Below are 26557 nucleotides of genomic sequence, written 5' to 3'. Positions count from 1 at the left end.
GCCTTTCTTTAGAGCATCTTATATTATATCACGTGAAAGATCTGGCGGGCATATACTATTTTGTCCGTGAAGAAAGGATGTGAAGACAATGTTTGAGTGGAACAAGTACTTTCCTTTCCACAATCAATTTTCTAAAGAAGCATTAAAAAAAGCTGATCCGAAAGAAGTTGAAACGTATGTCAATCGTGTGATGGAAAGTGTGTTCGGCAGTGATTATGCGGCTCAATTTCCTTTCCGCGATCCTCTCCCCCAAAAAGAACAGCCCGCCAAACCTGATGCAAAACCTGATGTCAAACCTGATATTGATATATTCGAAACAGCAGACCATGTGTTTGTAAAGGTTCCAATCGGCGAAGAGCAGCTGGAACAAGTGAGAATTAAACACACATCTCACGAATTATGGTTGGAAAACTTCCCAAGGTCAGATCATCCGAAAAAAGTAAACCTTCCTTGTTTAGTCAAACGCAAAGGAACAAAAGCCGTCTATAAGGATGGCCTTCTGGAAGTCATGTTTCAGAAGCAGCAAGACTACAATATGTCTGAGGTAGAAATCATCCGATAAAAAACGGCCTGCAAAATGCAGGCCGTTTTTATTAATAGAAGCCGGGATATCCCCCATATGGCACGCCGGCACCAAAACCGTACGGTCCGCCTCCGTATCCATAAGGGCCAGGCGGATAAGCATAGGGACGAGAATAGTTAAACAGGGCACTCCCAAGAAAACCGCCTAATAAACCGCCGACTAAAGGAGCGCCAAACAAAAAAGGACTACGCGCCGGGTATCCGGCTGGACCGAGATTCCCGCGATAATACGAATGATGAGGGTACAAGATTTTTCCTCCTTTATGTCTGCCTATACGTAAGGTATTCAATAAAGAAGAAAAACGATTGGGCTATAGACTGAATCTATAGATTGTTACACAACAAGCCCTGCCAATAACACACAGCCGAGCCCTGTAACGGAAAGAACTGTTGTAAACAGCGTCCAGGTTTGAAATGTTTCTTTCAGGCTCAAACCGAAAAATTCCTTTACCATCCAAAATCCTGCATCATTTACATGACACGCAATGACACTGCCCGCTCCGGTTAAAGCAATGCCAATGATAAAAGAGGCAATCACAACCGCCGTCTGTATACTTTTATTCCCGAATTTGCAAATCACCGTAATAGCAATCCGGTAGCACTCCGGCAGCTACAATTATAATCGGCATGGTACCCTCCAAAAGTGTTTGATATGAATCTCGCGATGTTTCAGCGCTTTTCATGCCTTGATAAACAGAAATCGTTTTCATTAATATCTAAAAAACGTCTTGGTTATATGATTGTTATATTTTGATTAACTAATGTTTTCATACTCATCTCCTAATCAATAACTTTCAATTTTTTTATGAGTTTTTTCGATTACCTATCGTCTGTCACAACGATTTATTAGTTATATATTGATTAACTATTGGTTATATGTTATGTTTTTTAAAAGTTGACTACAATCATCTATCCATTGTCTGAAAGCAACTGAACCCATATGAAAACAGACGGATAACAACTTCACAAGAGGAGGCGTTCACATGCCATTATTGCGCTTTGATATAATTGAAGGACGTGACGAAAAATCGCTGCAATTGTTATTAGATACTGCTCACCAAGCAATGGTTGAAGCATTTGGTGTTCCCGAAAGAGACCGTTACCAAATAGTCCACCAGCATCCTGCAAACGAGCTTATGATCCAGGATACAGGATTAGGATTGCAAAGAAGCAAGGATCTGGTCATTATCAGTATGACAAGCAAAGCAAGAACAAAGAGCCAAAAGGAAAAATTGTATGCCCTGCTTGCTGAAAAGCTAGAAGAAAAATGCGGAATCTCCCCTGAAGACCTCATGGTATCTATTACTGAGAATGGTGACGCAGACTGGAGTTTCGGTCTCGGTGAGGCTCAATTTTTGAATGGAAAACTATAAGATTTCGCTTCTTCATAAAAAAGAGAGAGCTCAAAAGAGGCTCTCTCTTCTTTTTCATAACAGCAGCGAATGAAAACATCCTGCAAAACGAGGTGCCTGGATCTCTTTAAAATCCAGTCTCTATGCCAATTGGAAACTGCTGGCGGTTACATTCCGCATTGTAATTTGCATAACAGGGTAAAACACAACAGGCTGCACGCTGTAACTTATGGGTTATTTCTTATTTTAAGCATACTCCCTTCTACATGACATGTTTGCAAATCCCGAAATGCCATTATGACAAATATAAAAAGTCATGTAAACGGGTGTGAACCGACACTTACATGACTCATCATTGAAATAAAAGCTCTTTTTCCAGACGCTAATTTCCTTATTTCTCTTCTTCGCACACTGTGTCACCAGGCTCGCAAAATTGATCTGCCCATGCCTGCATCTCTTGGAATACAGCTTGAAGCGCTGTTCCTTTTTCAGTCAGAGTATAGATGACTTTGACCGGCGTTTCAGGGAGAACCTGCCGTTCGACAATCTCGTTTTGTTCAAGCTCTTTCAGGCGCTCCGCCAACATTTTTTGGCTGATCATCGGTATTGTTTCCGTTATCTCTTTAAACCGTTTCGGCCCATCCATAAGCACATGGATGATCAGACCGTTCCATCGTTTTCCCAGCAATGAGAAAGCGGTTTCCATTTTAGGGCACATTGTATTTCCCACAAGTCCTCATCCCTTCATCTATTGATTGACATGTATTCAATGATCCATTACAATAATCTTTCAAGTTACATTTAGTAAGCTTCTAACTTTTCTATTATCATACCACGTTTATCCGAAGGAGGAAACACTATGACGAATACTCTGGATGTTTTAAAAGCACGAGCATCTGTAAAGGAATATGATACAAATGCCCCGATCTCTGAGGAAGAGCTGACTGAGCTATTGGATCTTGCCGCTAAAGCGCCTTCAGCTTGGAACCTTCAGCATTGGCATTTTACAGTATTCCACAGCGATAAATCAAAAGCGGCACTTCTTCCTGTAGCGTATAATCAAAAACAAATCGTTGAGTCTTCTGCAGTTGTTGCCATTTTAGGCGATTTAAAGGCAAATGAAAACGGTGAAGAAGTTTACGCTGAATTAGCAAGCCAAGGCTATATTACAGATGAAATCAAACAGACTTTGCTCGGCCAAATCAACGGTGCCTACCAAAGCGAGCAATTCGCACGTGATTCCGCTTTCTTAAATGCTTCTTTAGCTGCTATGCAGCTTATGATTGCCGCAAAAGCAAAAGGTTATGATACTTGCGCAATCGGCGGATTTAACAAAGAGCAGTTCCAAAAGCAGTTTGATATCAGTGAGCGCTATGTTCCTGTTATGCTTATTTCAATCGGCAAAGCAGTAAAACCTGCCCATCAAAGCAACCGCCTGCCGCTTTCAAAAGTGTCAACTTGGCTGTAAGGATATGAAAAACCTTAGTCCGACATACGGACTAAGGTTTTTTTTATACAATCGCTTCTTTGTACCATTCACGGGCCTGTTCAGCTTCATGCTGAGTCAGTTGATGGCCCCCGTCCTGCCAGAAAACGGAGGCTGATGCTCCGCTGTCACGTAAATAGCGGTAAAGCGCTTCTGATTCTTCCTTCGTGCAGAGAGGGTCATATTTCCCAGCACCGATAAAAACGGGAAGCCCGGCCATATCAGGCAGCTCGATACCGCGAATCGGAACCATTGGATGATGCAGAATAGCCCCTTTTAACACATCTTTATAATGAAAAAGCAGGCTTGCCGCAATATTTGCGCCGTTTGAATAACCGACTGCAATCACTCGGCTGCGATCAAATTGATGCGTGTCTGCAGCCTCGTCGATAAAATCTTTCAATTCTCTTGTCCGCACCACAAGATCCTTTTCATCAAAAACCCCTTCACTCAGACGTTTGAAAAATCGCGGCATTCCATTTTCAAGCACCGATCCTCTGACACCGAGCAAATGGGCATGAGGGTCTATAAACCTCCCCAATGAAAGCAGGTCGTGTTCATTTCCGCCCGTGCCATGCAACAGCAAAAGTACGTTTTCAGATGTCCCTTTTTCATAAATATGCTTCATCATAAATTCCCCCTTTAAAGTTCAGGCAAAATGTCTGTAATTTGTTGTCTATGTTTCTCCAGCCAATCAGGCAGTTTTAAGGAAGTCCCTAGCTTATCAAATGATTCATCTGTCATAAAGCCCGGTTCATCTGTGGCGATTTCAAATAAGATACCGCCTTTCTCTCTGAAATAAACGGATGTAAAGTATTCCCTGTCAAGGATTTCTGACGCAGGCAGATGGTGTTCAGCAATAATCGGCAGCCATTTCGCCTGTTCCTCTTTCTTTGTCCGAAACGCTACATGGTGTACCGTCCCATAACCTCCCACCCCTCTTTTTTCAGGATGTAAATGAACGTCAATGACGCCGCCGACAGCTGCTGAGGATGTCAGCCTGACAATCTGATCTTCTTCGGCCACTTTGGTATATCCAAAGCTTTCCGTTAACAATTGTATGGTTGCCTGCGGGTCGTAGGAATACAGCAGCACGCCTTTCATTCCCGTAATTGCTTCATTTGTTGTGATCCCATCAGGCGTCCACTCGCTTTTGCTGCTTTTCGCATCCTCCATGATCGCCAGCGGAAGGTCTTCTGTATCATCAAAAATAAGGCTCTTTTCACCGAATAACGTCTTTTCCTCTAGGTTCAGCCCGTTTTTCTCAAGACGCTCCTTCCAAAAAGACAGGGAGCCTGCAGGAACTGAAAAGTACACCCGGCCCGCTTGGCCTTTGCCGACCGTTCCCTGTCCGCTTCCTTGGAACGGGAAAAAGGTCATTATTGTGCCGGGATCTCCATTTTGATTCCCAAAGTAAAAATGATACGTTCCGGGATCATCAAAGTTTACTGTTTTTTTAACAAGCCTGAACCCAAGCACTTCTGTATAAAATCGCAAGTTTTCCTGCGGATCTCTCGCAAATGCTGTGACATGGTGCAATCCTTCTGTTTTCATTTTCTCACTCCTATTTATCTCGATTTCAAGATATTTATCATTTTAAACCTTTATTAAAAAGGATGCAAACCATGTGTTTTGATTTAATAATTGAAAAAATCATTTTTTTCTAATAATTATCTTGTGATCTTATCTTACAACTGCTATTATAGTGAGCATTATCATGTTTCAGGAGGAAAGTAAATGGTTAAAAAAGCACTTATTGTTATTCTTATTCTTTTGCCATTCGTTCAGCTCGCGCTTTTGCCGCTGGTGAATCGAATAGAACCAATTATGTTCGGCCTGCCGTTTTTCCACTTTTGGCTGCTGTTGTGGATTATCATTACGCCGTTATGCTCGTTTGGCATTTATCAGATGCAAAAAAAAGATGGAGGACTTGAATAATGCAAGGGAATCTGACTGCACTTCTTATTACAGCTATTATCGTTTTAACCGTTGTCTGTATCGGATTTCTTGCCGGAAGAGACAAATCCTCACGCACTTCTGTGGAAGAATGGTCTGTCGGCGGCAGGCGCTTCGGCGGTCTTCTCGTCTGGTTTTTAGTAGGCGCTGACCTCTATACGGCCTATACGTTCTTGGGGTTAACAAGTACGGCTTTTACAGGGGGAAGTGTTGCATTTTTCGCCATTCCCTACTCTGTGTTGGCCTACTTTATTGCCTACTTCTTCCTGCCTAAACTTTGGAAAGTTGCGAAAATTCATAAATTAACAACACTCGCGGATTACGCTCGGGAACGTTTTAACAGTAAGCTTTTGGCAAGCCTTGTTGCCATCGTCGGGGTACTCATGCTTATTCCGTACATATGCCTTCAGCTGAGCGGCATTCAAGACACGCTTCAGGTTGCCGGCACCGGATATATTAATGTGAAATTCGTTGTAATCATTTCATTTATTCTCGTTGCTCTTTATACATTCTTCAGCGGCATTAAAGGGCCTACATTTACAGCTATCATTAAAGACATTTTAGTATGGGTCATTATGCTGTTTATGGTGGTGTCTCTCCCTCTCATTCATTTTAACGGGTGGACGCCAATGATTGACACGTTAGTGAAGGAAGCGCCGCAAATGCTGACGATACCGGCAGAAGGGCCAAAAGGCATTCCTTGGTTTATCACAGCATCTATTGTTTCCGCCTTGGCACTTTTTATGTGGGCACACGCCGCTACAGGCGTTTTTACAGCGAAAAGCGCCGATGCAGTAAGAAAAAACAGCATGTTTTTGCCGCTATACAATATTGTGTTAATTTTGGTCATTTTTCTTGGCTTTATCGCCTTTCTTGTTCTGCCGGAAGATACAAATCCAAGGCTGGCGCTGCTGCATTTGATTCAAACATCTTACGGCGGCGTGGCACAAGGTTTCGCATATGCCACTATCGCTCTTGCTTCATTGATCCCTTGTTCCATCATGGCAATCGGCGCATCGAATTTATTCGCCAATAACTTGTACCGCGACTTGATTCATCCGACTGTGTCTCAAAGCAAGCTGACCCTTGTCACACGCTCAATGGTGTTTGTTGTCATCGGCCTTGCGCTTCTGTTTGGAATGCTGTTTCCGACTGCTTTAGTGACGCTTCAGCTATTAGGCGTATCCGGTATGGTGCAAATCTTCCCTGCGATTGCTGTCAGCCTGTTCTGGAAAAACCAAACGAAAGAAGCGACGGTTATCGGATTATTAGCCGGTCTTGCGGTAACGTTTATTGTATATACCACTCAGTCCGCACATGGCATTTATGAAGGATTCTGGGGACTGGCCGCCAACATGATCACTGTGGTTGTCCTGAATCCGCTGTTCGTTAAAAAAGCGGGATCCAATCCTGTCATTGAAGGTTTATTTGGCAAAAAACAAGACGCTAACCCTAATCAAAAAGGTGCATAAAAAAACCATACGCGGCTGCCGCGTATGGTTTTTTTTACATTTCTTTTTTTAGTGTTTCAATTGCCTTTTCCATTTGCGTATCATTATTTGACAGCTTCTTTTGAAGTTCTGTCATTAATTTCGTTGTTGTATCGCCAGTCAATACGCCTGTTTCTTTCAGTTTCTCTTTTTTCTGGAACTGTTTGACGACAGATACAAAATCCTGGTCATACGTACCGGTAACCTTTACCTTGTAACCAAGTGCTTTGAGCATTTTCTGGGCCACTTTAACGTTTGTGCCTGAATCACCTGATTTGTACTTTTTATCTGCGTCCAAATACGGCAGCTTCGCGTAATCAGGCAGCTCTGCTTTCACTTGAGGTTTGATGCCTTTTTTGTGAATCCATTCACCGTCAGCAGTCAGCCATTTGGCGACTGTCAGTTTGACGGTAGAGCCATCATCATATTCTTTTGCCGTTTGCACTGTGCCTTTGCCGAATGTCGTTTCACCGATTAACGGTATGTTTGACGATTCATGAAGGGCAGCGGACATAATTTCGGCGGCGCTTGCTGTACCGTCATTTACCAAAACGACGGTCGGTTTGGTCACTTTACGTTCTTTTTCAGCCTTCATGACTTCTTTTGAACCGTTTTTGTATTCAACCTGCATGATGTTTTTCCCTTTATCAATGAACAGGTTGCTCATCGTAATCGCTTGTTCCATTAAGCCGCCCGGGTTGCCTCTCAGGTCTAAAATATAGCCTTTGGCGCCTTTTTTCTCTAAACTGTCAATCGCATCTGTCAGCTCTTTAGCTGTTGTTTCAGAGAAAGAAGTGATTTGAATTTCTCCGATGTTGTTGTCTTTCATCTCTGAATAGACAGTCTCTACAGGAATGGTATCGCGTTTAATGGAAAGATCGATATGACCCACTCCCGCTCTGTTCAGCTCAAGCTTCACCTTTGTGCCCTTTTTGCCTCGGATTAAAGCAACGGCCTCATTTACATTCATGCCTTTAACGCTTTTTCCATTCACTTTTAGGATTTGGTCCCTTGGTTTAATACCGGCTTTTTCAGCAGGTGAACCTTTAATTGGTGATACAATAAGGATTTCTCCGTCTTTCTCCTCCACTTGGGCACCGATTCCTTCAAAAGATGCAGAAATCGTTTCGTCGAATGATTTCGCTTGCTCTTGATCCATATATGTGGAATACGGATCATCCAGAGATTGAATCATTCCTTTAATTGCTCCGTCTACTAATTGGTCATCATCTGTTTTTTGGTAATAATCACTCTTGATTTGCTCATACGCTTTATTTAATTTGCCGAACTTGCTGTCTCCTGTGCTTGCTGATTTTTGGCCCAGGATACTGGAATTGCCCGTAATAAATAAAGTAAGCGCTGAAGCGACAACCGCAGTGATCAGCACAATAAAAAACAGTTTTAATTGCCGTTTCAATTAAACACCACCTTTTTCTTCTTACATTATTATCATGGACGAATTCTTATTCGTCAACTCGGAGCAGAAATGAGAGAGAAACGCCCTTCTTTTGCTTTTCATAAACCTATGTCTTTATACGACATATGATAAAGAAAAAGGAGGATTCGATATTGAGCCGATATTTAGAAATGCTGTCCTTATTCGGTGTCGCAGGAGCGCACCCAGGCGGGCTGGCTTTTTCAAAAGCAGTCTTGCAAAAGGCTGCGCCCTCCCCGGACCAGCCGATACTTGATGCTGGATGCGGAACAGGGCAAACAGCGGCTTATTTAGGACATTTGCTGTATCCTGTGACAGTCGTTGATAAAGATCCTATCATGCTTGAAAAAGCGAAAAAAAGATTTGCAAATGAAGGGCTTGCCATCCCTGCATATCAGGCAGAGCTGGAACATCTCCCGTTTTCTTCTGAGTCCTTTTCCTGCGTCCTGTCAGAGTCGGTCCTCAGTTTTTCACGCCTGACTTCCTCTCTTCAAGAAATTTCAAGAGTTTTAAAACATGGCGGGATGCTGATTGGTATTGAAGCAGCTTTAAAAAAACCGATGCCCCCTGCAGAAAAGAATCAAATGATGGATTTTTACGGATTTACTTGCTTGCATGAAGAAAGCGAATGGCATAAACTCTTAAGATCTTATGGCTTTCAAAAAACGGAAGCGATGACACTGCTTCCAGAAGACATGGAATTTGAACCAACCACAGAAATGGATTTATCGCAAACGATCGCCCCCATCTATTACGATACGCTTCAAACACACTATCAGCTCATGCAAATATATAGTGAGTATATGGGTCATTGTATTTTTATCGCGTATAAGTAAAACGGCGTATCGCCCCCTATTTTCGTCCAACCTTTTTTTCCTATCTATCATATGCTGATAGAAAGTCAGTATAGGAGGGAACAATATTGGAGAGATATTACCATCTTTGCCGTAACCATCAAGGTAAAGTCGTCAGAATTACAGAGAGAGGCGGAAGAGTTCACGTCGGCAGAATTACCCGTGTAACAAGAGACAGAGTTTTTATTGCTCCGGTCGGCGCAGGGCCAAGAGGTTTCGGTTACGGATATTGGGGCGGTTATTGGGGATACGGAGCAGCTTACGGGATTTCCCTCGGTTTAATTGCAGGAGTGGCTCTGGCTGGTTTATTCTTCTGGTAAATAGAGAATCATAGTCAGATCAATGCTAGATTCCCGAATACAAGTAAGCCCGCTTATCAATGGTAAGCGGGCTATCTCTTTTAGATTTTTTTCACTTTTTCAAAGTACTCTTCCAGCGTTAAATCATTATCATGCATGACTTTCGCGGCCTTTTTGCCTACATAGCGCAGGTGCCATGGCTCATATTCATATTTCGTAATATCTTCTTTATTTTTCGGATAGCGAATGACAAAGCCATATTTATAAGCATTGTCCTGCACCCATTTCCCATCGGCCGTGCTACCGAAGGCTTCATTTAGCTCAAAGCCGTTGCTTCGGCTGGAAATGTCCATCGCAAGGCCTGTTTGGTGCTCACTTTCACCTGGATAAGCAACCGCTTCTCTTGCCTTCTTTTCTCCTTTAAGGCTTACTTCATTGTCGAAAATGACTTTCTGTCTGTCATACGCACGGTATCCTGAGACAGCCGCCAGTTCATAGCCTTCCTTTTTCGCAGCATCGAACATCGTTTTTAACGCATCTGCCGCTTCCTTTCTGATGTAACGTTTTTGAATCTTTTCTTCAAAAGAAAACTCCACATCAGGTATGACAAGATCGCTAGGTTCATAGTTTCCGGGCAGCGCGTATTGTTTATTGACAAGCGCGAGTATATTTTCTGGATTTTGAATGGTTTCCAGACCGTCCACTTTTTTAATATCATTGAAATACTTGCTTTCCAATGAAAACTCACTGTCCTGGGTGTTTGTTTTTTTGCTGTCAGCTGTTTTTTGTTCTGCTTGCTTTGTTTCTGCTGTGGTTTTCGTATCCTTTTGAGCATCTCCATTTGACATGCTGCAGCCGGCTCCGACTATTGCCGTTACACTCAGAGCGGCAGCCAGTGAGAACCATTTACCGGACTTTTTCATATTACATTACCTTCCTTTTATCAATCGTTTCCGCATTCATAAAGAAGAGGCTGCCGGCACCCAGCACGCCTCTTGATTTATTTTATTGTGATACGGAATGTAAAGCCACTTCTATCATATCATGAAATGTGGTTTGACGCTCTTCCGCTGTCGTTTCTTCTCCTGTTAATACGTGATCACTCACGGTGAGAATTGACAGCGCTTTTCTTCCGTGCTTCGCTGCTAATGTATACAATGCAGTGGTTTCCATTTCAACACCCAGCACACCGTATTTTGCAAGCTTTTCAATTTGTGAATCGTCATTGTAGAACTGGTCAGCAGTAAATACGCTTCCTACTGTCACCGGCACGCCTTTATCCTTTGCGGCATCATAGGCATTTTTTAAAAGCTCGAAATCTGCACAAGGCGCAAAATCAATGCTTCCGAAAGCGACTCTGTTCATTTGTGAATCAGTTGAGGAGGTCATCGCTAAAATGACATCTCGCACTTTGACATTTTTACGGATAGCGCCGCAAGAACCTACTCTTATTAGATTCTGCACATCGTAGCTTTGAATTAATTCATTCACATAAATTGAAATAGACGGAACGCCCATTCCCGTGCCTTGCACTGAGATTTTTTTGCCTTTATATGTACCCGTAAACCCATACATGCCTCTGACTTCATTGTAGCATTCAACATTTTCAAGATACGTTTCAGCAATGAATTTTGCTCTGAGAGGATCACCCGGCAAAAGCACAGTATCCGCAATTTGTCCCTTTTCAGCACCTATATGTACGCTCATCTCATATCCTCCTGTAAATCTAAATTATCATCCAGCCCGTCCATTTTACAACGAATGTCATGATGAAACAAACTTCAGCATTGATTATAAAGGAATATGCAGAAAAAAGAAATGTTCGGGGATCTGTTAGGCGCTTTCTGAGAAAAGCGGATAATCGGGGTGTTAATTTGAAAACCTAACCGCAGGAAGGAGGGGTGGGACATGGGTAAAAAACATCGTAACCGGATCACCGGCCAAAAAAAGAACAATCATATACCTGAAAAAGATATCATTGCAGCTGAAGAAGCACACGGGAAAGAATATTCCGCTGCTAAACGCAAGCCTTAAATTGGCAGAAAACTGCGGATTTCCGCAGTTTTCTTTTCGTTATGTCGTTTGTACAATCAGACGGTTGATTTTCCTCCAGCCGGCGGGAAGCAGTTGATAATATGTTTTCCCTTTTCTGCCTTCATCAATCAGGATCACGTCCCCTGTAGCCATAAATCTCGCATCATAATCACTCGGAACAGTGTCGAATACATTAAACAAAGAGAACGCTCTTTTCAGTACATCTTGATGATCGCTCCCGTTCAGTTCAGTTCGATAGACGGCTTTGTAGCCCTTTTTTTCGCCAAACCGGGGTGTTTGAAATATTGTCACGTCATAGGAACAAGACTTCTTTTTAAACACGGATAACATCATCAAGATCCCCTCCCTTTTATTTCTTTAACATATTGGCGTTTTTGCTGTGTTTTCCTCTCTCTATTTTTGTCGAAACCGCTTAATCTTTTCGTCAAAATCTTTTACCAGGAAAAACAGAAGCAAGCCGAGACTGAAGCCTCCTAACACGTCTGTCAAAAAATGAACCCCCAGATAGATTCTGCTTAAGCCGACCAAAACAGTGATTACGCCGGCAATGGTATATACCATTTTTTTATGCTTGGACAAAAACGGGAGGTGTTTCACTAAAACATAAGCAATGACAGGATAGACACAAGCAGCATTCATAGAGTGGCCGCTCGGAAAACTGTAGGATGATTCATGAACCAGCGGTGCAAAATCAGGCCTCACTCTTTCGATCCATTCTTTTAAGACTTTGTTTAACAGCCGATCTGCGCCGAATACCAGGAGCATCAACAGGCCATCCCATGTTTTTCTGTAAAAAAACAGGCCCGCTCCGATGATTACAATTAGAGGGAGCAGAAAAGAAGAAGCACCAAGATGCGTGATTCCTGTCATGACATCATTAAGCCATGGCTGGCGGATCAAAACAGCCGCTTTGCTTATGGCTTCATCTGCAGACTGAACAGCATTTGTATGAATGGCCGCAGCTAGAATGAGGAAGAAAAGAAACAAACTAACGGGCTTGTACAACAATGTAACCACCTCAATTTCACAGAAGTCATAGAACATGAATAATAAAACCGGAGCTGACCGCTCCGGTTTTAAGCCTCACTCATCTTCATCCAGCTCTTCATCTATCATACATTTTTCTATCAAATAATCAAAGGTAATATCAGCGATTTCAAACAGCTCATCCTCACTCGGTATGTAGCCCCGTCTTGCAAGCTCTCTGTAAAAAAATTCAGCGATTTCTTCCGTATCAATCACAAGATCTATCTCTTTCATCTCCGTACCGCCTCCTTTTTTATGTTTTATGAAAAAACAGGCTGAATTATACCCGGTGTTCTAAACAATTCTTTCAGTCATATATTGAATAAAAAACGAGCCATGGGAGGCTGACGCTATGATCGCTAAAATGATGGAAGCACTGGACGGAGAAAGATTTGATATCATAATGGAAAAAACGCTCAAAGGGATGACGCGTGTGATGATTTGGGGCTGTCTGCCTTATTTTATATATATCTTGATCCGTATGTTCACAAACTAACTGAAATGCTCTTTTAAACTTTCCAGAACAAACTTCATCATATCTTTATACTCTTCATCATGAAACATTTCGTACAGAATTTTGTAATCATTATAAATATCCAGAAGCTCATCAACAATTGATACAGCAAGGATGTGAAGGGTATCTTGATCTTCATCATCGCCTTCAAACTGAAGAAGAGCAGACGATGCGATATCTTCGCCGATCTCATGGCCAGTTTCTCCGACATAGTGGACAAACAACAGCTGGTGTACAAACTGGTCCATTTCATATTTTCTAAGCACCAGCGTGAGATCCTCTTCCTCCGTTTCAAGCCACTCTCCATCCTTTAAACGGGTGAGCTCATAAATGATATCTTCCCAGCCATCTTCTAAATATCTCCAAATTTCTGTTCTGTGGCCGATAATGCGAAAGAGTTCTTTTCCATAATCTTTTACATAAACAACGTCCCCAATAAGGAATTCATATTCAATATCAAGCTTTTCCATGTCGACAATGACACCCTCATAATCTTTATAAAGCTGAATGGACGATTCAAAGTATAAAACTTCGTTATGATTGACCTCATAAAGATAGTGTTTATCAATTTGATGCACTTTTGTGATGGTGCCAACTGTTCCATACATAATGACGACTACGATATCCCCTACTTGGAATTTCGGTTTATTTTGCTTCATGGTGTCTCCCCCTCGCCGCAACATTTCTCATACGCTATCGTATGCCGGGGGAAGCCAATTCGCATGGGCATGAAAACCAAAGGAAATATCCAATTATGGTATGGATATGGACATAAAAAAATCCGCAGTGATCTGCGGATGAAACAGCTATTATCTGCCGTGCACTTCAGCCTCGTATTGATCCCAAGCTTCATCAAACGTTGCCATCGTGTGAAGATAATCAGCATTCAGCTCCAAATACGAACTGATTTCATGATAATCGGTTGATGTTTTCGGAAAGCTGTGATCCTCATACGCCTGATTGGCAAATTCACTGATGCTGTCCTTCGGCTTCGGGTGTCTGTATTTTAATAAATAGTGATAAAAGGATTTCATGGGTTTCCCCTCCTGGTGTCTGTCTTTTGTTGTTCTATTATACAGTTCAAGTGTAAAATTACAACAAAAGAATACTGAAACATGACTCAGGAGAAGTCAAAATAGTTGCGTTTCAAAATCCTTTCTGTCTCCATGAGCTGCTGATACGTTAGGCTTTCAGGCAGTTTTTTTGTTTGAATCAAAAGCAGCTGATCCTCAATCTCCTTAACCGTATTTTCCTCTTGATAGCTCATACCGCAGGCAGCACATACCATGGCGGGGGTGTCTGTCAATTCTATAGCCCTCGTTCCATCAGGGAGCTCCCAGTACACCGTGTTCCTTCCGGGCACCGCTTCAAGTTCGCCGCACCATTCGCATGTTTTCATGAAGAATCTCCTCCGCTTTCAATCTCTTCCTGTTTTTTCTGCTGCGCCAAAAATTTCTTTTCTTTAAGCTGATCTCTTTTCTCACGCCGGTCTTTTAATGTTTCATGCTCCGGATTTGCGATGTATGCCTCTCTCCTTTTGATTCTGTCTACATTTTCAGGTGTAAATGAAACTTCTTTGTCAGCAAAAATGGCACTCAGCCCGACCGGATCCTTTTTGTCAGCGGTTTCAGGAAAAACGGACTCAAAATAAGCGTCTGCCTGGTTGGGGATATAATTCTCCGGTTCCGGATATGACGTAATCACACCTTCAAAATTTCTTAAGATGACTTTGTCAGGACTTTGTGACAGGACATAGTTTGGCTGCAGGGCGATTTTACCTCCGCCGCCTGGTGCGTCAACGACAAAGGTAGGAACCGCATAGCCTGAGGTATGCCCTCTCAGCCCTTCAATGATCTCCAAACCTTTGGAAACAGGCGCCCTGAAATGCCCGATACCCTCTGATAGATCACATTGGTAGATATAATACGGACGGACTCTGATTTTTACCAAATCGTGCATAAGCTTTTTCATAATTGGAACCGAATCATTAATACCCGCTAATACGACAGCCTGATTTCCGACCGGCACACCTGCGTTCACAAGCTTTTCACAGGCTTCAACAGATTCCTCTGTCATTTCGATGCTTGTGTTGAAATGGGTGTTCAGCCAGACGGGATGATATTTTTTCAATATCTCGCACAATTGATCGGTAATGCGCTGCGGAAACACGACGGGCGCCCTTGTTCCAATTCTGATGACTTCCAAATGCGGAATGCTCCGCAGCTCTTTTAAAATGTATTCTAAAATTTGATCATTAATAAGCAGCCCGTCACCGCCTGAAATTAAACAATCACGGATTTCAGGTGTTTCCCGGATATAAGCAATTGCAGCATCCAGCTGTTTTTTAGGGACTCCCATTCCGATTTGTCCAGAAAAACGCCTTCTTGTGCAGTAGCGGCAGTACATGGAACATTGATTCGTGACAAGAAACAGCACACGGTCGGGATAGCGGTGTGTCAGACCCGGTACCGGTGAATCTTCATCCTCATGTAGCGGGTCTTCCAGATCGTATTTTGTTTTGTGCATTTCTTCAGAAAGCGGCACAGACTGCATGCGGATCGGGCATCTCGGATTGTCGGGGTCCATTAAAGAAGCATAGTAAGGCGTAATATTTAAGGGGATCGTTTTTGTAGAAATTCTGACACCTTCCTCTTCTTCCTTGGTCAGATTGATGACCTTCTTTAAATCCTCTAACGTTCTAACAGTATGTGTCAGCTGCCAAAGCCAATCGTTCCATTTCTCTTCCGGAACGTCCTTCCATAACTCGATCTCCTTCCAATGCCGTTTCGGTTTATACCATTTGTTTTCCAAACGAACTCCTCCTCGCGCATGTTTTGACTTACAGTTGTTTGCACCAAATATTCATGTTTTCAAGACCTTCGGCTATAAAGCAATTATTGATCAGCCTTCCGCCATACTGATAACCTGAATGGTACAACACAGCATTCATCCCAAAAGACGAAGCACGGGCGAGAGAAAACACATGGAAGATATCCCTTCCAGCCATTTCTTTTTCTAACGCCTTGATTAAAAAGCTTGTCAGCGAATGGCCTCGGTATTCCGGCAGCACAGCACAATCGGTTATTTCTGCATGCCCCAGCTCTGGATTGATTTCTGCGCTTGCTGCGCTGATCAGGCGGTCATGATCAAGCATGATATAATACACCGTATTTGCCTTCATCGTCTTTTCAATATAAGCGGGGTCAAATACGGGGGTCGGATACGTACGGAATACTTTTTTATACAGCATTGACAGCTGATACATGTCGTTTATCTCTGCTTTTCTCATCGTAAATACGGGTATGTTGTCGTTGCGGAGGCGGGGCACTGTGCGATATAAGGATTCGATGATCTCCTGTTCCTCAGTATATGAATCTGTTTGCCTCCGGCTTTCTGAAAGGTAACGAACCATGACACAAGCCGAATGGCCGAGATAATAGCCCTTTAGATAACCCTCCGGCGCAAATAATTGATTGGCAAGCATTGGTTCATCATGCTGTTTCGTATAGACGATGATTTTTTCCGCATTCTCTTCTTTCGCCGCTGCCACGATATCTGGCAGGGCCTTCTCAATGGCTCCGTCATAACAGACCACTCTGATTCGTTTATTAAAGCTGTCATGGTCCAAAACTGCTGTGACACCGCTATTCTTTATCGACTTGAGCATCCGCATCCTCCCCGTCTGTATGAAGCCCGCACCAATCCATGACAAAAAGTGCAATAATTTTAGCAGATTCTATCATGGCTTCAACCTCAATGTATTCATTGGCCTGATGAGCCGCTTTTGTTTCCCCTGGCCCGAAGACGATCACTGGCGTATCTCCTGCATGATATAAAAGCCCTCCATCCGTTCCCCACGGGGAAGCTTCGAGAATCGGCTCTGTCTGTTTCATTTTTTGATAGGCTGATTGCAGCACAGAAATTAAAGGGTGGTCATCAGGTAAATCATTCGGCAGCCACTGAGCGCCAAACCATTCTACTTGTACGGGATGGCGTTTAAACCATTCGTCACGGTATTCTAAATCCTTCAGCCAGTTTTCCAATTCAAGTTTGACAGCTTCCGGTTTCTCATGGGGGGCAATTCCGCATCTCCCTTCTATGACGACACGGTCTGCAACTGAAGATGGCCAGGCACCGCCTGAGATGGTGCCGATATTCACCGGTACCGGTATTGGGATATTGTCATACAGCGGATCTGAGATTCTCGCATTGCGGACCTTCTCCAGCTCTTGTATCGCTGTGATAACATGCATGCTTTTTTCAATCGCGCTTACCCCTTCATAGCGTGTGCCCCCATGTGCCGCTAATCCCTTCACTGTGATCCGAAACCACATTGAGCCCTGCTGCTTTATAAATAGTTTCATATTCGTCGGTTCAGGTATCAGCGCCCCGTCAGCACGATAGCCCCTCATGATGGCAGACAATGTTCCGGCGCCGCCGCACTCTTCATCTATAACACTCTGAAACAATACATCTCCCTTCAATTTGACATTGCAGGCGTGCAAGGCTTCTAAAGCAAAAAGAAGGGCTGTATTGCCTCCCTTCATATCCGTTGAGCCACGGCCGTATATTTTACCGTTCTCTTCGAAAGCTTGATACGGTTCATACTTCCAATCCTTTACGTTTCCTTCAGGCACAACATCAATATGGCCGTTCAAAATCAGGGACCTGCCTCCGCCTGCTCCTGTTTTTTTCGCCACGATGTTCGGGCTCTCATGAAAATCAGAACGATTTGATTTAAAGTAGGGATGCTGTTTTAATTGCTTTAGGCTTGGCTCCCATACATCAATGTCCATATGAAATTGCCGGAGTTTTTCAAGCACAACAGCTTGGGCGTTAAACTCTGACCCCAAAGTGCTTTTTTCCCCAATCAGCCTTTTGAGAAGACGAATGGCTTTGGCCGAATGCTGATCAAGCCACCCGATAACTTTTCTTTCAATGTCTTGCATCCTCATTCCCCCTCTTAAGAAAAAGGCATATCTATTTTGATTTCAGCCTCAGTCAGCCTCGTCACCTCATCGATTGTCGAGCCATTCATCAGCTCTTTTAAAATAAAGTGATGGCCATCGACCTCAAGAACCGCTTTTTCGGTAATAATCAAATCCACACAGCCTGCGGCAGTTAACGGCAGCGTACATCTTTCTGTTAATTTAGGCCTTCCTTTTTGATCTGTATGACTCATGACAACAACCACTTTTTTCGCTTTTTGGGCAAGCTCCATCGCCCCGCCCATACCCGGCACCTTTTTTCCCGGAACAAGCCAATTTGCCAAATCGCCTGATTGGCTCACCTGCAGGGCGCCTAAGATGGTAATGTCAATTTTGCCTCTTCTGATCATTGCAAAAGACATCGTAGTATCAAAATAGGAAGCCCCTTTTACAGCCCGGACAGGATATCCCGCAGCATTGCATAAATGCGCATCCTCTTCTCCCTTTTCAGGACTTTCTCCAATGCCAAGGACACCGTTTTCGGCTTGAAACATGACCTGCATGTCAGTTGGCAAAAAGTTAGGGACCAAGGATGGGATGCCGATGCCGAGATTCACAATCATGCCCTGCTTAATTTCAGCAGCAGCCCGTTTTGCGATTTGTTCTCTTTCTGCTACTCCCATGCCCATTTCCACTTCACTCCTTCACTTCGTACAACCCCCTCGACAAAAACCCCCGGTGTGACAATCATTTCTTCAGAAATCTCTCCCATCGGAACGATACGCTCAGCTTCGGCAAAGGTTCTCCTGGCGGCCATTGCCATTAACGGATTCATATTGCGCGCAGTTTTGTCATACGTTAGATTGCCGAATTCATCGGCAATGCACGCATTGATGAAAGCAAAATCAGCCGTCAGCGCTTCTTCTATCAAATATCGTTTTCCCGCCACAGTTACGATGTCCTTTTCCTCGCAAACCATTTGATTATCAATGCCGATATCGCTTAAAATACCGCCAAGTCCTGCTCCGCCGGCGCGAATCCGCTCCGCAAGCGTTCCCTGAGGTGAAAATTGAACTTCTAATGTCCCGTCTGTCATCTGTTTCCCCGCTACAGGATTGGAACCGATATGCGAGGCGATCAGGGTTTTGACCCGTTGATTAACAATAAGCGGGCCGATCCCTATCTCCGGGAAACCGGCGTCATTGCAAATAACAGTTAAATCCGTTACACCGCTGTCCAAAATAGCCTCAATCAATGAAGGAGGCGACCCGACTCCTCCAAAACCGCCAAACATCAGAACCGATCCGTCCTGAACATCTGCAATTGCTGTTTCAATGCTGATTGCTTTTTGAAATGGCGCCATTTGATGTCAATCCTTTTTTAAGTTTTTTTCGACCGCTGCAACTGTTTCTGAAAAAATAGAGATAAGCTCTTCAACTTCACCGTCAGAAATGGTAAAAGGAGGGGCAATAATGACAGCATCTCCTTCTCCGCTGTCTATCCCAGCTTTGGAAGGATAAACAATCAGCCCGCGTTTTTTCGCCTCGCTGACAATAAGCTGGGTTACCGCCTGTTCTGGCGGAAACACTTTCTTCGTTTTCTTGTCTGCCACAAATTCAATGCCTAATAGCAGACCCTTTCCGCGCACATCACCTATGATGCCGCTTTGAGACGCCGCCTCTTCAAGCTTCTTCCTCAGCACAGCTCCTTTTATTTCTGATTGTTTGATCAAGCCGTGCTTTAACACATACCGCAAAACTTCAAGAGCAGCTTTGGCTGAATAGGGATGTGCACTATATGTGTGGCCGCTCATAATCACACCTGATCCTTGTTTAATCGTTTCAACAATAGAATCAGATACAACAGCAGCAGCAATAGGGGCATACCCCGCACCGAGACCCTTGCCCAGTACAGCAATATCAGGAATGGTGTGCCAATGCTCTGTCGCAAGCATCCTTCCTGTTCTCCCAAGCCCTGTCATGACTTCGTCTGCAATAAAAAGCACGTCGTGTGTGCGGCATACCTCGCTTAATTTCTCATAATATCCCGGAGGCGGAGTAATCGCTGCTCCTGCAGCACCAATAATTGGCTCAGCCACAAAGCCGGCGATGAATTGGCTTCCGATTCTTTTGATCGCAGTATCCAATTCATCAGCTGCAGACTGAACAAAATTTTCTGCCTTCTCTTGATTCAGCCGATAAAGGTGTGGAGCTGAGATAGCTGGATACCGCTCTATGAGATGGGTGAACCGGTATCTCCTTTCATAAAAACCAGATAATGAAAGCGCTCCCAAAGTTATTCCGTGGTAACTGCTCCACCGAGACAAAAAGATGGATTTTTGTGTTTGCTTTTTTTCCTGCCAATACTGAATGGCGATTTTCATCGCTGTTTCTATCGCTTCTGATCCGCTGTTGACAAAAAAAGACCAATTCACATCTCCCGGCAGCTCCCGTGCCAAGAGAGCGGCTAATTGCTCGGCGGGCTCGCTCGTAAACTGTGAGCGGTAAGCAAAAGACACCTGATCAAGCTGTTCTTTCAGCTTCTCAGTCACATCACGAACTCCGTGGCCGATATTACATGTCACCGCACCTGACGAGCCGTCAAGATATTTTTTTCCGGTCTGATCATAAACGTATGAACCCTTCGCATAACCGACAACCGGATAGGCCGAGCTAAGCTCCGGCTTAATCAAATAACTGCTCATGCTCCCACCTCAAAACCCTTTTAACATATTGTATGAGTGTCCAAATGGCGGCATGACGTTCCCAGCAAAAACTTTTTCACATAAAAAGAGCCTCCCTGAAGGGGAAGGCTCTTTTTGAATTTCAGCATCTAGCAAATAAAAGCGGCTCCGACAATAATTAATAAAATGAACAAGACGACAATCAATACAAATGTATTTGTCCCGCAGCCAAATCCGTAACCGTATCCAGGGTATCCATACATGCTGTTTTCATCCTTTCTTATCACGATATACGGCATTTTATGCGGGCCAAGTCCCAAATGGTTTGTGCAAACGCCTATTTCATGTAAGGAAATAATGAAAAACAGTATGCACCCGCTCATATTTTTTAAATGTCAGCTTTTCGTAAAAATGGGTTGCACCGTCTGTGCTTGTAGCGACTAAGTAGGCTGCTTCCATTCCTAGTGATTTGGCGATGGACAGCATTTCTTGCACTAAGATACTGCCGTAGCCCCTCCTTTGAAACTGATCTAAAATTGCCACTTCTTCGATTTTAGCTGTTTTCTCTTGCTGATCGATAAACAGCTCTCCGCACCCAATGGGAATTTTCTGTGCCTCGTCGCTATAACAAACAACAAGAATGATTGTACCCGCTTCGTAGAAAGGATATTTTCTATTTAATTTTTGTTCGGCGATCGCTTCTCCAATATAAATGGAATCGTAAATTTTCATAATAGAAGATCCGTCGCTAAGGCTCTTTGCCGTCCCCCATGCGGTTAAAGGATGTCCCATCTGTCCCTTCCAGTCACTAAGCTTTATGTCATATAGCAGCTCATCCTCGACGACAAAACCGCTTTTTACAAGCGACTGCTTCAAACCGAGCGGAAAAACATGCTGCGGCGATGCTTTTAAATGGAGATAATTCGCTTCAAGCAGCTTTGGTACGGAGGGCAAAAAATTCAATAACCGCTCCAATGGAAACGTATCATGGAGCTGAACAAAATTATGAGAAAAAATTTGCGGAAGCTGAGGATCTCTGTATACGCTGTAATGATCAAACGATGTCGATTCAGACGTTAACAATATATATTGATGTTCCGTTTTTGCATAATGTCCTGTCATGAACGTCTCCTTTTTATGACCTATCCCTTTACTCTGTTGCAATGTTCAATTTCTTTATAATCTCATCGTACACCGGATAAAACGGCTTTCCAATTGGAAATTGCTGAATATTTCGGAAAGAAGCGGAGATTGGCTTCTGATGTAAAAAAAACTTCCTTGCTACTTGTTCACTAATTGGGTGAAAGAAGCCGTTTAGAAACAAAAACGGCTCGCGTTCGATGAAAAACAGCCTTCGGCCAGGCGGATTTTTGATCAATTCAGATCGCTTCCACATAATCGGCGGCCCTTCCAAAAGCGCCTCCATCTCTTCTTTTCCAACTGTCAATATGTCTTTTCTTTGAAATTGATAAAATTGAAACGCATACTGGTCCACAATGCGCCTTTTTTTTCCGGCTTCGATATAAAATATGGCAGGATGGTCAGCTTCCTTTACTAAAATATAATTCGGAATGTTTAAAATTTTCCCCATCCTATATTGGAATAAATATGGGTCTGGAACAGCGACAGTCCGATTTAGATACCAAAAACTCCACTTTTCCCCGACAGGGTGCCGTACACCCTGATCAAGAAAATACACAGTTTGATCTGAACCTTTCACAAAAGAACCGTCAATCAAATCGGCGGGCAGAAACCGATATGCATTTTGAAATGAATCTGGGGTTTTATAAGTTGTATCTAATACTTCATTTATCGGCAGAAATGGAGTAAAGTTGTTGAGTCTCGCCCAAAAAATTGCGTCGCCATGATTCCAATGCTTCATATCATCATCCCAATAGCCTCCATATTTATGGTGAATGAGATTAAGTAACGAACGGCGATGCATTACTGAACAATGATCAACATGAAAAGCCGCCTGCTCTAGCACTGCATTGGCATTTCTGTAGAAATATGAGATTTCCTCTCCCCTTTCGTTTACATGTACAACTTTTTGTTTTGAATAGACAACCTGCGCTTCAGGCTGATGTGAAAACTCTTGCACCATACGGCTCAGCCGCTCGGGATGATAAACAGTGTCATCAGTAAGATAGGAAATGTAATCGCCTGCTGCAAATGGGAGCGCACTGTTAATTAATGTGGCATAACGGGCTGTTTTTAATCGATCTGCAGGTTGCACGAAACTGTTATGATATTGAATGCGCCGGTCATGGAGATACTTGTGAATCACCGCAGTTGTTTCTTCATTCGAATGATCATCCATAATAAAAAGCTCCCAAAGATCATGCGTTTGCTGAATCACGCTTTCGATCGCTTTTTGCAAATATTTAGGTTTGTTGTAACTTGTTAAAATAATAGACACTTTCTCTCCCATCTATACCGCCCCCGCCGTCAAACATAAAAACGGCTCCGCAGCAAGCAGAGCCTCTGTCATCATTTAAAAAGCACCCCAGCTTACAACACTTGAGAGTGACACATGAGATCTCGTGTTATTTAACGGGTTTTGAAAAATAACCAAATCAGTCAGTACTTCTTTTACGATGACATTCTGAAGCGTATCTCCGTTGATCAAATGAACTTTTGAAACCGGTACGCCCAGCTCCTTTGCAAAAACGAGCTGGCGTCTGAGATCAGATGGATTTCCTTCAGTAGATGATTGACGAATAAGCAGAATCAGCAAAAGCAAAATAAAATGCAGTTCATCTTGGTTTTCTTCTCGATCCACTTGTTTCTCTAAATCCAAATAATCCCTCTCCCTTATCCCTTTACTCTGTTTCACAATATGAGCGACTTTGATGTATGGTATAGGGCTATGTCCACTCCATTAAAAAATCAGCATTTTCCTTAAATACATGAAAAATAGGTCTGGTACGGCGTTCGACTCATACCAAACAACAGCCAGAAGAATAGATTAACGTGAGTTCACTATCGAATAGGAGGTGTGTGTAATGAGCTCTGAAAATGCACAATTAAAAAAGGATTTAATTAAAACCGTTTTAAGTCCTTTATTTCCAACTGCAACAGAAGGAGGAGAAAACATGGAAAGTAATCTTAAAGCCTTGCTTGAAGCTGCCATCGATCAAAAAGTAGATGAAAGTGAAACGGTTACGGCAGAATCTATTTTAGACCCTTCCCTTCCGGCAAGATGGATTTTTGCCAGAATTACGCCAGGCACGACAATCAGCATTGTGACTGATTCAGGTGACATGATCGGGCCGGTTGTTTTCGTTGCTTTCGATCAAGTTCACGGTATCGTCTTTGTAACACAGGAAAGCTCCGTCACTCCGGCAGGTCAAGCTACAACATTAATTGATGTAGACAAAGTAGAAAGCGTTACGTTCTTTTCATAACATCCGATGAAAGTCTTGTATATCCAGTCGGGATACGGAGGCATATACAGTTATTTTGATCGCTGGGCTGAAGAATGTTTTCAGAACACTCATACAGAGTATATGATTGCAGATAAACCTTTGGTGAAGATCGAAGCGTTTCAGCCGGACTTCGCACTTATAATGGTTGGAGACCGCGTTCCTCACGACTGGCTGACCTGGTTAAAGGGTAAGGATATCCCCGTGTATGTTTGGCTGACCGAAGACCCATTTTATATTGATATCAGCCTACAGGTAATTAAGCTTGCTGACGCCATATTAACGATTGAACAAAATGCCGCTTTCTATTATCAAGAGCTCGGCTACCAGAACGTCTATTATGTTCCGATACCAGTTAACCATCGGCTGTTTAAAAAAATGGGCACCGAACATTCCTATCATTCAAATCTGTTAATCATCGGCTATCCTTACCCTAATCGGGTTCAGCTTATGAAAGAAGCGGTCCATCTGCCTTTCACGGTTCGGGTAATCGGCAAGGAATGGAGAAAATATCTGCCTAAAAAAGTGCTCAAACAGCCGCACATTGATGTCGTCAGCAGATGGGTTCCACCCGAACAGGCCGTGCATTATTATAACGGAGCAGATATCGTAATCAATGCGCATCGGCCCTATCATTTTGCTTTCAACCAAAATACTATGCGCATCAAAAATGCCAGTTTTAATAACCGAACGTTTGATATCGCTGCATGCGAAGCATTTCAATTAACCGATTTACCCGCGGCCCATCCTTTTTCATCCTTTATTTCTTATCACGGCATGGACGACTTTAAGGAAAAAACCGCTTTCTATATCAAAAACCCTGAAGAACGGCATAAAGCTGCAGCAGCCAATTATAATGAGACCGTACCTGCATTTACGTTTGATGAGCTTCCCGCAACACTAAAGGCGATTCATCTGGCGCTTTCTTGAAAAATCGTTCATTGCTATGAACGATTTTTTCATTCACAGAAAAAGCAGCTTGTTCAGCTGCTTTCTTTCTTTTCTAGCCGTCAGAACGGTCTTTCAGCTTCCTCGGGTTCACCTGTTTATGAAGATCAGGCATTCCGCCGAGATGCTGTGCAATTTGTTCCCACGATACAATTTTGAAGTTTTGATTGACTGCTTGTCCATTATCGATATTTTCACCGTCCTGCGCCACAAAAATCCCATACGGATATTTTGGACCAAGCCCGAAACCGAGAACATCAATACCATCCGTGTCACTAGTACCGTCTATCTTCTCTCCATCTGTAATTTCTAAGTTGGCCACATAGCGATTTTTCCCCTGCCGTTCATACATTGCATAGCTGTTATTTCCTTGACTTGAGGCCATGAGATATCCTTTGCCATTTGGTGCATAATAGATTGTCAGTCCTTCAATATCAGCTGTCAAATGTTCTCCTGTCGCACGGTCAACAACCTGTCCCTTTGATCCTCCGCCTGGCTCAGCGTTAAATTTCCAGATGGCCTCATCTTCCTCTGCTATGTATAGATTTCCGTACTCGTCATCCGCAACAAGCCCTTCAGTCTGAGTATTCAACTTAAATTCACGCACTTTTTTTCCTGTTACAAAACCATTTCCACCATCAACAATTTCATATTGCTCAAATTCCCCTTGTTTGCCTGTCACTAATGCGTAAAATGCTCCTGTTTTCTGGCTGTGATACAGGCTGAATCCGTAAACCTCAGAAATACCAGTGGAAATAGGATGTTTCGGATCTGTAATACTTTTCAATTTTCCTTTATCCCCGTCTATTGCATATACTTCAATTGTATTTTTTCCTTCAGACCTGTTGGATGCTGCAGCAATATCAATTTTTTCACCTTTCAATGGAAAATCATAGCGCAGATCGACATTATTGAGCTTGCCAAATTCATAAGAATGAAGCTGCTTTCCATCTAAATCATACACGACGAGCCCTGATTTCTTATTTGTCGTAATTAATTTGCTTTTTTCCGGATGTTTCTCATGTACCCAAATAGCCGGATCATCAGCTGCGTCATCACCAGAAGCGACCGGATCTGTCTCCGTTTGCGCAGTCACTTTGAAATGATGTTCCTCACTCACATCATGAGCCGACACCGAGTTTGCTGTCAGGCTAAGCAATAAACCCGCGGCGGTGCTTAGCAGCATTGTTTTTGAAAACTTCATTTGGTACCCTCCTCTTTTATCACTATCATCCCTATTGTAAAATATATACATGTATTTACCGTGAGGAAAATGAACCTTTTTTTATAGGGTTTCTGGCTCATAAACAACTTTCCCTAAAGAGGTACGTGAGATGACTTTGTCAGCTTTGTTTTTGAGGTGCGAAATAAAAACATAATGAATATTTAGTACATTGTTTATTTAGTTTCATCATTTTCTATTAAAAAAGAACACGTTGTGACATGATCATTCCCCTAAATTTTGTTTTATTGGTTGCTTTCATTAATTCGATTATAAAGTTGAACATATGATGCATGGTAGAG

The 26557-nt window shown here is 43.0% G+C and carries 35 protein-coding genes and 2 pseudogenes; 11 read left to right on the top strand and 26 right to left on the bottom strand.

Going from position 1 to position 26557, the window contains the following annotated elements; all coding sequences use genetic code 11:
- The first annotated feature begins 88 nt into the window (after positions 1-88).
- On the top strand, positions 89-562 hold the full coding sequence (gene gerT / locus ACQXR1_RS07485; RefSeq protein ID WP_071577937.1) for a spore germination protein GerT: 474 nt from the start codon (positions 89-91) through the stop codon (positions 560-562).
- A 31-nt stretch (positions 563-593) separates the two neighbouring features.
- On the opposite strand, the gene ACQXR1_RS07480 is transcribed toward gerT, so the two are convergent.
- Positions 594-830 carry a hypothetical protein gene (locus tag ACQXR1_RS07480; RefSeq protein ID WP_069149732.1) on the bottom strand — a complete coding sequence of 79 codons (237 nt, stop codon included), beginning with the start codon at positions 828-830 and terminating at the stop codon, positions 594-596.
- A gap of 86 nt (positions 831-916) precedes the next feature.
- A pseudogene (locus ACQXR1_RS07475) lies at positions 917-1096 on the bottom strand (gluconate permease); the annotation flags it as partial.
- 469 nt (positions 1097-1565) lie between these two features.
- On the opposite strand from ACQXR1_RS07475, the gene ACQXR1_RS07470 reads away from it, so the two are divergent.
- The gene (locus ACQXR1_RS07470; RefSeq protein WP_014664290.1) at positions 1566-1955 is read left to right on the top strand and encodes a tautomerase family protein; all 390 of its coding nucleotides are present in this window, start codon (positions 1566-1568) and stop codon (positions 1953-1955) included.
- A gap of 370 nt (positions 1956-2325) precedes the next feature.
- Here the strand turns inward: ACQXR1_RS07470 and yodB are convergent, their stop codons facing one another.
- Positions 2326-2664 carry a transcriptional regulator YodB gene (gene yodB, locus ACQXR1_RS07465; RefSeq protein WP_014664291.1) on the bottom strand — a complete coding sequence of 113 codons (339 nt, stop codon included), beginning with the start codon at positions 2662-2664 and terminating at the stop codon, positions 2326-2328.
- 129 nt (positions 2665-2793) lie between these two features.
- Here yodB and ACQXR1_RS07460 point away from each other — a divergent pair, with 129 nt between their 5' ends.
- On the top strand, positions 2794-3402 hold the full coding sequence (locus ACQXR1_RS07460; RefSeq protein WP_430771922.1) for a nitroreductase family protein: 609 nt from the start codon (positions 2794-2796) through the stop codon (positions 3400-3402).
- A 43-nt stretch (positions 3403-3445) separates the two neighbouring features.
- On the opposite strand, the gene ACQXR1_RS07455 is transcribed toward ACQXR1_RS07460, so the two are convergent.
- Positions 3446-4048 (bottom strand): alpha/beta hydrolase, encoded by a 603-nt coding sequence (locus tag ACQXR1_RS07455; RefSeq protein WP_103032217.1) that lies wholly within the window; start codon positions 4046-4048, stop codon positions 3446-3448.
- Positions 4049-4062: 14 nt separating this feature from the next.
- Positions 4063-4974, bottom strand: a complete 912-nt coding sequence (locus tag ACQXR1_RS07450) for a ring-cleaving dioxygenase (RefSeq protein ID WP_430771921.1) — start codon at positions 4972-4974, stop codon at positions 4063-4065.
- A 183-nt stretch (positions 4975-5157) separates the two neighbouring features.
- Between ACQXR1_RS07450 and ACQXR1_RS07445 the strand changes: the two genes are divergently transcribed.
- Entirely contained in the window at positions 5158-5358 is a 201-nt protein-coding gene (locus tag ACQXR1_RS07445) for a DUF3311 domain-containing protein (protein WP_014477095.1), read from the top strand.
- Entirely contained in the window at positions 5358-6848 is a 1491-nt protein-coding gene (locus ACQXR1_RS07440; protein ID WP_430771920.1) for a sodium:solute symporter family protein, read from the top strand. Before ACQXR1_RS07445 ends, ACQXR1_RS07440 begins: the two co-directional genes overlap by 1 nt.
- Positions 6849-6882: 34 nt before the next feature.
- Here ACQXR1_RS07440 and ctpA read toward each other — a convergent pair whose 3' ends face one another.
- Complete coding sequence (gene ctpA / locus ACQXR1_RS07435; RefSeq protein ID WP_430771919.1) at positions 6883-8283, bottom strand: carboxy-terminal processing protease CtpA; 1401 nt, start codon at positions 8281-8283, stop codon at positions 6883-6885.
- Positions 8284-8435: 152 nt separating this feature from the next.
- Here ctpA and ACQXR1_RS07430 point away from each other — a divergent pair, with 152 nt between their 5' ends.
- Both ACQXR1_RS07430 and ACQXR1_RS07425 read left to right on the top strand, forming a co-directional pair.
- On the top strand, positions 8436-9137 hold the full coding sequence (locus ACQXR1_RS07430; RefSeq protein WP_430771918.1) for a class I SAM-dependent methyltransferase: 702 nt from the start codon (positions 8436-8438) through the stop codon (positions 9135-9137).
- 86 nt (positions 9138-9223) lie between these two features.
- Positions 9224-9475 carry a hypothetical protein gene (locus ACQXR1_RS07425; RefSeq protein ID WP_014664297.1) on the top strand — a complete coding sequence of 84 codons (252 nt, stop codon included), beginning with the start codon at positions 9224-9226 and terminating at the stop codon, positions 9473-9475.
- Positions 9476-9555: 80 nt separating this feature from the next.
- On the opposite strand, the gene ldcB is transcribed toward ACQXR1_RS07425, so the two are convergent.
- Together ldcB and deoD are read right to left on the bottom strand one after the other, a co-directional pair.
- Entirely contained in the window at positions 9556-10377 is an 822-nt protein-coding gene (gene ldcB / locus ACQXR1_RS07420) for an LD-carboxypeptidase LdcB (RefSeq protein ID WP_014664298.1), read from the bottom strand.
- Between the two features lie 82 nt (positions 10378-10459).
- Positions 10460-11161, bottom strand: coding sequence for a purine-nucleoside phosphorylase (deoD, locus tag ACQXR1_RS07415; RefSeq protein WP_430771917.1), 702 nt, complete (start codon positions 11159-11161; stop codon positions 10460-10462).
- Positions 11162-11362: 201 nt separating this feature from the next.
- Here deoD and ACQXR1_RS07410 point away from each other — a divergent pair, with 201 nt between their 5' ends.
- Positions 11363-11488: a hypothetical protein gene (locus ACQXR1_RS07410; protein WP_003231174.1), complete on the top strand. Its 126-nt coding sequence runs from the start codon at positions 11363-11365 to the stop codon at positions 11486-11488.
- Between the two features lie 39 nt (positions 11489-11527).
- On the opposite strand, the gene yodL is transcribed toward ACQXR1_RS07410, so the two are convergent.
- The 3 genes from yodL to ACQXR1_RS07395 form a co-directional block, all read right to left on the bottom strand.
- Positions 11528-11842, bottom strand: coding sequence for a shape determination protein YodL (yodL, locus tag ACQXR1_RS07405; protein ID WP_014664300.1), 315 nt, complete (start codon positions 11840-11842; stop codon positions 11528-11530).
- A gap of 60 nt (positions 11843-11902) precedes the next feature.
- Entirely contained in the window at positions 11903-12514 is a 612-nt protein-coding gene (gene pgpB, locus ACQXR1_RS07400) for a phosphatidylglycerophosphatase PgpB (protein ID WP_040082866.1), read from the bottom strand.
- A 78-nt stretch (positions 12515-12592) separates the two neighbouring features.
- Positions 12593-12769, bottom strand: a complete 177-nt coding sequence (locus ACQXR1_RS07395) for a YozD family protein (RefSeq protein WP_003231166.1) — start codon at positions 12767-12769, stop codon at positions 12593-12595.
- A 118-nt stretch (positions 12770-12887) separates the two neighbouring features.
- On the opposite strand from ACQXR1_RS07395, the gene ACQXR1_RS07390 reads away from it, so the two are divergent.
- Positions 12888-13031, top strand: a complete 144-nt coding sequence (locus ACQXR1_RS07390; RefSeq protein WP_014664301.1) for a hypothetical protein — start codon at positions 12888-12890, stop codon at positions 13029-13031.
- Here ACQXR1_RS07390 and ACQXR1_RS07385 read toward each other — a convergent pair.
- From ACQXR1_RS07385 to cgeC, 14 genes and pseudogenes are all read right to left on the bottom strand, one after another.
- Positions 13028-13708, bottom strand: a complete 681-nt coding sequence (locus ACQXR1_RS07385) for a hypothetical protein (protein ID WP_014664302.1) — start codon at positions 13706-13708, stop codon at positions 13028-13030. The two genes, ACQXR1_RS07390 and ACQXR1_RS07385, sit on opposite strands and share 4 nt — an antisense overlap.
- 150 nt (positions 13709-13858) lie before the next feature.
- Positions 13859-14083 carry a YozE family protein gene (locus ACQXR1_RS07380; protein ID WP_003241575.1) on the bottom strand — a complete coding sequence of 75 codons (225 nt, stop codon included), beginning with the start codon at positions 14081-14083 and terminating at the stop codon, positions 13859-13861.
- Between the two features lie 86 nt (positions 14084-14169).
- Positions 14170-14448: a YokU family protein gene (locus ACQXR1_RS07375; RefSeq protein ID WP_040082864.1), complete on the bottom strand. Its 279-nt coding sequence runs from the start codon at positions 14446-14448 to the stop codon at positions 14170-14172.
- A complete protein-coding gene (gene ablA, locus ACQXR1_RS07370) occupies positions 14445-15860 on the bottom strand; it encodes a lysine 2,3-aminomutase (protein WP_071577953.1) in 1416 nt (471 codons plus the stop codon). Before ablA ends, ACQXR1_RS07375 begins: the two co-directional genes overlap by 4 nt.
- A 28-nt stretch (positions 15861-15888) precedes the next feature.
- The gene (ablB, locus tag ACQXR1_RS07365; RefSeq protein WP_069839279.1) at positions 15889-16716 is read right to left on the bottom strand and encodes a putative beta-lysine N-acetyltransferase; all 828 of its coding nucleotides are present in this window, start codon (positions 16714-16716) and stop codon (positions 15889-15891) included.
- Positions 16694-18004 carry a peptidase gene (locus ACQXR1_RS07360; RefSeq protein WP_430771916.1) on the bottom strand — a complete coding sequence of 437 codons (1311 nt, stop codon included), beginning with the start codon at positions 18002-18004 and terminating at the stop codon, positions 16694-16696. The genes ablB and ACQXR1_RS07360 overlap by 23 nt, the downstream gene beginning before the upstream one ends.
- Before the next feature lie 8 nt (positions 18005-18012).
- A complete protein-coding gene (locus tag ACQXR1_RS07355; protein WP_069839277.1) occupies positions 18013-18666 on the bottom strand; it encodes a 3-oxoacid CoA-transferase subunit B in 654 nt (217 codons plus the stop codon).
- A complete protein-coding gene (locus ACQXR1_RS07350; protein WP_014664308.1) occupies positions 18651-19340 on the bottom strand; it encodes a CoA transferase subunit A in 690 nt (229 codons plus the stop codon). Before ACQXR1_RS07350 ends, ACQXR1_RS07355 begins: the two co-directional genes overlap by 16 nt.
- 6 nt (positions 19341-19346) lie before the next feature.
- Positions 19347-20681 (bottom strand): aspartate aminotransferase family protein, encoded by a 1335-nt coding sequence (locus ACQXR1_RS07345; protein WP_430771915.1) that lies wholly within the window; start codon positions 20679-20681, stop codon positions 19347-19349.
- Positions 20662-20816: pseudogene (locus ACQXR1_RS07340) on the bottom strand (hypothetical protein). Before ACQXR1_RS07340 ends, ACQXR1_RS07345 begins: the two are co-directional and overlap by 20 nt.
- A complete protein-coding gene (locus ACQXR1_RS07335; protein ID WP_370881202.1) occupies positions 20810-20959 on the bottom strand; it encodes a YjcZ family sporulation protein in 150 nt (49 codons plus the stop codon). The pseudogene ACQXR1_RS07340 and the gene ACQXR1_RS07335 overlap by 7 nt, the downstream one beginning before the upstream one ends.
- Before the next feature lie 43 nt (positions 20960-21002).
- On the bottom strand, positions 21003-21782 hold the full coding sequence (gene cgeE, locus ACQXR1_RS07330) for a spore maturation N-acetyltransferase CgeE (protein WP_430771914.1): 780 nt from the start codon (positions 21780-21782) through the stop codon (positions 21003-21005).
- 28 nt (positions 21783-21810) lie between these two features.
- On the bottom strand, positions 21811-23091 hold the full coding sequence (gene cgeD, locus ACQXR1_RS07325) for a spore maturation glycosyltransferase CgeD (protein WP_430771913.1): 1281 nt from the start codon (positions 23089-23091) through the stop codon (positions 21811-21813).
- 63 nt (positions 23092-23154) lie between these two features.
- Positions 23155-23460 carry a spore maturation protein CgeC gene (gene cgeC / locus ACQXR1_RS07320; RefSeq protein ID WP_014664314.1) on the bottom strand — a complete coding sequence of 102 codons (306 nt, stop codon included), beginning with the start codon at positions 23458-23460 and terminating at the stop codon, positions 23155-23157.
- A gap of 205 nt (positions 23461-23665) precedes the next feature.
- Here cgeC and cgeA point away from each other — a divergent pair, with 205 nt between their 5' ends.
- Together cgeA and cgeB are read left to right on the top strand one after the other, a co-directional pair.
- Positions 23666-24067: a spore crust protein CgeA gene (gene cgeA / locus ACQXR1_RS07315; RefSeq protein WP_040082853.1), complete on the top strand. Its 402-nt coding sequence runs from the start codon at positions 23666-23668 to the stop codon at positions 24065-24067.
- 6 nt (positions 24068-24073) lie between these two features.
- A complete protein-coding gene (gene cgeB, locus ACQXR1_RS07310; RefSeq protein WP_430771912.1) occupies positions 24074-25015 on the top strand; it encodes a spore maturation protein CgeB in 942 nt (313 codons plus the stop codon).
- Between the two features lie 73 nt (positions 25016-25088).
- Here cgeB and ACQXR1_RS07305 read toward each other — a convergent pair whose 3' ends face one another.
- Complete coding sequence (locus ACQXR1_RS07305) at positions 25089-26237, bottom strand: phytase (RefSeq protein ID WP_430771911.1); 1149 nt, start codon at positions 26235-26237, stop codon at positions 25089-25091.
- Positions 26238-26557: the final 320 nt, after the last annotated feature.

The organism is Bacillus sp. ATD (genome assembly GCF_050585765.1).
GTDB classification, from domain to species: Bacteria; Bacillota; Bacilli; order Bacillales; family Bacillaceae; genus Bacillus; species Bacillus stercoris.
The sequence above is the reverse complement of the archived record's forward strand: the minus strand, read 5'-3'. Positions and strand labels throughout refer to the sequence as shown.

What these genes read in the sequence shown, in the direction of transcription:
- ACQXR1_RS07455 (WP_103032217.1), bottom strand. Translation starts at nt 4,048, where the DNA reads ATGAAGCATATTTATGAAAAAGGGACATCTGAAAACGTACTTTTGCTG.
- ACQXR1_RS07470 (WP_014664290.1), top strand. Translation starts at nt 1,566, where the DNA reads ATGCCATTATTGCGCTTTGATATAATTGAAGGACGTGACGAAAAATCG.
- cgeD (WP_430771913.1), bottom strand. Translation starts at nt 23,091, where the DNA reads ATGGGAGAGAAAGTGTCTATTATTTTAACAAGTTACAACAAACCTAAA.
- ACQXR1_RS07460 (WP_430771922.1), top strand. Translation starts at nt 2,794, where the DNA reads ATGACGAATACTCTGGATGTTTTAAAAGCACGAGCATCTGTAAAGGAA.
- cgeB (WP_430771912.1), top strand. Translation starts at nt 24,074, where the DNA reads ATGAAAGTCTTGTATATCCAGTCGGGATACGGAGGCATATACAGTTAT.
- ACQXR1_RS07335 (WP_370881202.1), bottom strand. Translation starts at nt 20,959, where the DNA reads ATGCCGTATATCGTGATAAGAAAGGATGAAAACAGCATGTATGGATAC.
- ACQXR1_RS07380 (WP_003241575.1), bottom strand. Translation starts at nt 14,083, where the DNA reads ATGAAATCCTTTTATCACTATTTATTAAAATACAGACACCCGAAGCCG.
- ACQXR1_RS07305 (WP_430771911.1), bottom strand. Translation starts at nt 26,237, where the DNA reads ATGAAGTTTTCAAAAACAATGCTGCTAAGCACCGCCGCGGGTTTATTG.
- ablB (WP_069839279.1), bottom strand. Translation starts at nt 16,716, where the DNA reads ATGCTCAAGTCGATAAAGAATAGCGGTGTCACAGCAGTTTTGGACCAT.
- yodL (WP_014664300.1), bottom strand. Translation starts at nt 11,842, where the DNA reads ATGATGTTATCCGTGTTTAAAAAGAAGTCTTGTTCCTATGACGTGACA.
- ldcB (WP_014664298.1), bottom strand. Translation starts at nt 10,377, where the DNA reads ATGAAAAAGTCCGGTAAATGGTTCTCACTGGCTGCCGCTCTGAGTGTA.
- ACQXR1_RS07360 (WP_430771916.1), bottom strand. Translation starts at nt 18,004, where the DNA reads ATGAGGATGCAAGACATTGAAAGAAAAGTTATCGGGTGGCTTGATCAG.
- ACQXR1_RS07440 (WP_430771920.1), top strand. Translation starts at nt 5,358, where the DNA reads ATGCAAGGGAATCTGACTGCACTTCTTATTACAGCTATTATCGTTTTA.
- ACQXR1_RS07450 (WP_430771921.1), bottom strand. Translation starts at nt 4,974, where the DNA reads ATGAAAACAGAAGGATTGCACCATGTCACAGCATTTGCGAGAGATCCG.
- ACQXR1_RS07410 (WP_003231174.1), top strand. Translation starts at nt 11,363, where the DNA reads ATGGGTAAAAAACATCGTAACCGGATCACCGGCCAAAAAAAGAACAAT.
- ACQXR1_RS07445 (WP_014477095.1), top strand. Translation starts at nt 5,158, where the DNA reads ATGGTTAAAAAAGCACTTATTGTTATTCTTATTCTTTTGCCATTCGTT.
- ACQXR1_RS07355 (WP_069839277.1), bottom strand. Translation starts at nt 18,666, where the DNA reads ATGGGCATGGGAGTAGCAGAAAGAGAACAAATCGCAAAACGGGCTGCT.
- cgeA (WP_040082853.1), top strand. Translation starts at nt 23,666, where the DNA reads ATGAGCTCTGAAAATGCACAATTAAAAAAGGATTTAATTAAAACCGTT.
- ACQXR1_RS07350 (WP_014664308.1), bottom strand. Translation starts at nt 19,340, where the DNA reads ATGGCGCCATTTCAAAAAGCAATCAGCATTGAAACAGCAATTGCAGAT.
- ACQXR1_RS07385 (WP_014664302.1), bottom strand. Translation starts at nt 13,708, where the DNA reads ATGAAGCAAAATAAACCGAAATTCCAAGTAGGGGATATCGTAGTCGTC.
- ACQXR1_RS07345 (WP_430771915.1), bottom strand. Translation starts at nt 20,681, where the DNA reads ATGAGCAGTTATTTGATTAAGCCGGAGCTTAGCTCGGCCTATCCGGTT.
- ACQXR1_RS07390 (WP_014664301.1), top strand. Translation starts at nt 12,888, where the DNA reads ATGATCGCTAAAATGATGGAAGCACTGGACGGAGAAAGATTTGATATC.
- gerT (WP_071577937.1), top strand. Translation starts at nt 89, where the DNA reads ATGTTTGAGTGGAACAAGTACTTTCCTTTCCACAATCAATTTTCTAAA.
- ACQXR1_RS07395 (WP_003231166.1), bottom strand. Translation starts at nt 12,769, where the DNA reads ATGAAAGAGATAGATCTTGTGATTGATACGGAAGAAATCGCTGAATTT.
- deoD (WP_430771917.1), bottom strand. Translation starts at nt 11,161, where the DNA reads ATGAGCGTACATATAGGTGCTGAAAAGGGACAAATTGCGGATACTGTG.
- cgeE (WP_430771914.1), bottom strand. Translation starts at nt 21,782, where the DNA reads ATGACAGGACATTATGCAAAAACGGAACATCAATATATATTGTTAACG.
- ACQXR1_RS07375 (WP_040082864.1), bottom strand. Translation starts at nt 14,448, where the DNA reads ATGAAAACATGCGAATGGTGCGGCGAACTTGAAGCGGTGCCCGGAAGG.